This is a genomic window from Collinsella sp., from assembly GCF_052346665.1.
GTDB lineage: Bacteria > Actinomycetota > Coriobacteriia > Coriobacteriales > Coriobacteriaceae > Collinsella.
In genome coordinates this window covers 1-2,638 of the sequence record NZ_DAWDUX010000074.1, presented here as the reverse complement: position 1 = coordinate 2,638, position 2,638 = coordinate 1, and the positions used below count along the sequence as shown (strand labels likewise).

The following is a 2,638-nucleotide window of genomic DNA, read 5'->3' as shown; positions in this document are numbered from 1 at the left end:
GTGCGAGCGGCGCGGGCGGGGGAGCGAAACTCGGCTACTATGTTTCGGTACCGCCATATGACAAAGGAGCCGAACGCATGCGCCAGGGTTTCGATAACGAGAAGTACATTGCCAACCAAGCCGAGCACATCAAGGAGCGCATCGCCCAGTTCGGCGGCAAGCTCTACCTTGAATTCGGCGGCAAGCTGTTCGACGACTACCATGCGAGCCGCGTGCTGCCCGGTTTCGAGCCCGACAGCAAGTTCCGCATGCTTAAGAGCCTGGCGGATGACGTTGAGATCATCATCGCCATCAACGCCAACCATATCGAGAAGAACAAGGCCCGCGGTGACCTTGGCATCACGTACGACGAGGATGTCTTGCGCCTTGCCGACATTTTCCGTTCCAACGGATTCCTCGTGGGTGCCGTCGTGCTCACCCAGTACTCCGGTCAGCCTGCCGCCGACCAGTTCCGCCGCCGCCTCTCCATGCTCGGCATTACCTGCAAGCTCCATTACCCCATTGAGGGCTACCCCCACGATATCGACCTTATCGTGAGCGAGGAGGGCTACGGCAAGAACGAGTTCGTCGAGACTTCTCGTCCGCTCGTCGTCGTGACGGCGCCGGGTCCGGGCTCCGGCAAGCTCGCTACCTGCTTGTCCCAGCTCTACCATGAGCACAAGCGCGGTGTCGCCGCGGGCTATGCCAAGTTCGAGACCTTCCCCGTGTGGAACCTGCCGCTCACGCATCCCGTCAACATCGCGTACGAGGCAGCGACGGTCGACCTCGACGACGCGAACATCATCGACCCGTTCCATCTCGAGGCGCATGGTGTCACCACGGTCAACTACAACCGCGACGTCGAGGCGTTCCCCGTGGTCAAGGCACTCATGCAGAAGATCTTGGGCGAGAGCCCCTATCAGAGCCCCACGGACATGGGCGTGAACATGGTGGGCTACGCGATCAGCGACGACGACGCCTGTCGCGAGGCGGCCAACATGGAGATCGTCCGCAGGTACTTCGGCGCCGCGGCCAACGTCAAGCGCACGGGTTGCGGCTCTGAGCAGGTCGACAAGCTCAAGGCCATCATGCAGAAGGTCGGCGTCACCAAGGATCAGTCTCCGGCTCGTTCCGCAGCCTTGCTTAAGGAGGAGACCACGGGGTCGCCCGCGGGAGCCATGGTGCTGCCCGATGGCACGGTCGTCACGGGCAAGACATCCACGCGCCTTGGTGCCGCGAGCTCGCTCATGATGAACGCGCTGAAGGCCGTTACCGGCGTCGACATCGAGCTCGAAGTCATCTCCAACGACGCCATCGAGCCCATCAGCCGCCTCAAGACGAGTCAGCTGGGCAGCGTCAACCCGCGTCTTCACCCGGACGAGACCCTCATTGCACTGTCCATCACCTCCGCCACGAGCGAGGTTGCCGCGCGCGTGCTCGCCGGTCTCCCCAAACTGCGCGGCTGCGATGCGTTCTTCTCGGTGATCATCTCGAGTTCGGATGAGGCACTGCTGAGGAAGCTCGGCATCAACGTATGCTGCGAGCCCAAGTTCGAGCGTAGCGGGTATTACCACCGCTAAACCGTGTTCCCCATGACGGACCTCGAAGACTGCTGCCGGGAATACCTTGCCCATCTGGTGGTGGAGCGCAACCTCTCGCGGAATACGGTGGCCGCGTACCGCCGCGACCTCGAGGGGTATCGAGCGTTCCTGCTCGGGCGCGGTATCACAAGTCCATCCGCGGTGACCCGGCGTGATGTGGAGGAGTTTGTGGCCTCGCGTCGCGACGCCGGGTCGGCGGATGCGTCGGTCAATCGCGCCCTTTCGGCCGTCAAGGGCCTTCACCGCTTTCTTGTCCGCGAGGGGCTGGTCGATACGCATCCGACATCGACCATTCGACTCCCCAAGGCCGAGCAGCGCCTTCCGGACGTCATCTCGATCGAATGCGCAAACGCCCTGCTCGATCAGGAGTTTCCTCAAACCGCCGCTGGAGAGCGGGACCATGCGGTGCTCGAGGTTCTTTACGGATGCGGGATGCGGGTGAGTGAGCTCACGGGTCTCGACATTCGTGACCTATATCTTGACGATGAGTTTGTCCGTGTGGTGGGAAAGGGATCCAAGGAGCGCCTTGTCCCCATTACAGGCTCCGCGCTCAGGGTTCTGCACTCCTATCTTACAGATGGTGCCCGCAATGACCTGCTCCGTCATTCCCGCGGCACCGCCATCTCCCCGGCGGTGTTCCTCAATGCTCGTGGCACCAGGCTCTCGCGTCAAAGCGTTCACGGTATCTGCGAGCGCTACGGCCGCATGGTTGGCATCGAGGGCCTGCATCCCCACACTTTGCGCCACTCATTCGCGACGCATATGCTCGCCGGTGGCGCCGACCTGCGCGCTTTGCAGGAGATTCTGGGGCATGCCGATATCTCCACGACCCAGCTGTACACGCATCTCGATCAGACGCAGTTACGCGAAGTCTACCTTGCCGCCCATCCACGCGCCTAGGTTCACGGCCTGCCTTGGCGTCTGCGCCGCCGCATGGGGTGGGATGCTCGCCCACACGCCGCCCACAAGTCGGGCACAACTCGAAAATCGGTTCAACCTCAACTAGAAGGTTTAACCTGCGGATATCGCATCGACCCGTGGTGGTCGTACATTGCCCA

General features: G+C 62.3%; 2 protein-coding genes. Both read left to right on the top strand.

The genetic code is table 11. The features are described 5' to 3' along the window. Positions 1–77: 77 nt before the first annotated feature. Positions 78–1,559 (top strand): DUF1846 domain-containing protein, encoded by a 1,482-nt coding sequence (locus ACT8II_RS09275; protein ID WP_118654169.1) that lies wholly within the window; start codon positions 78–80, stop codon positions 1,557–1,559. Positions 1,560–1,571: 12 nt separating this feature from the next. Beyond that, positions 1,572–2,480: a site-specific tyrosine recombinase gene (locus ACT8II_RS09270; RefSeq protein WP_118654168.1), complete on the top strand. Its 909-nt coding sequence runs from the start codon at positions 1,572–1,574 to the stop codon at positions 2,478–2,480. The last annotated feature ends 158 nt before the right edge of the window (positions 2,481–2,638 follow it).

Coding starts and splice junctions, on each gene's coding strand:
- ACT8II_RS09275 (WP_118654169.1), top strand. CDS start 78: ATGCGCCAGGGTTTCGATAACGAGAAGTACATTGCCAACCAAGCCGAG.
- ACT8II_RS09270 (WP_118654168.1), top strand. CDS start 1,572: ATGACGGACCTCGAAGACTGCTGCCGGGAATACCTTGCCCATCTGGTG.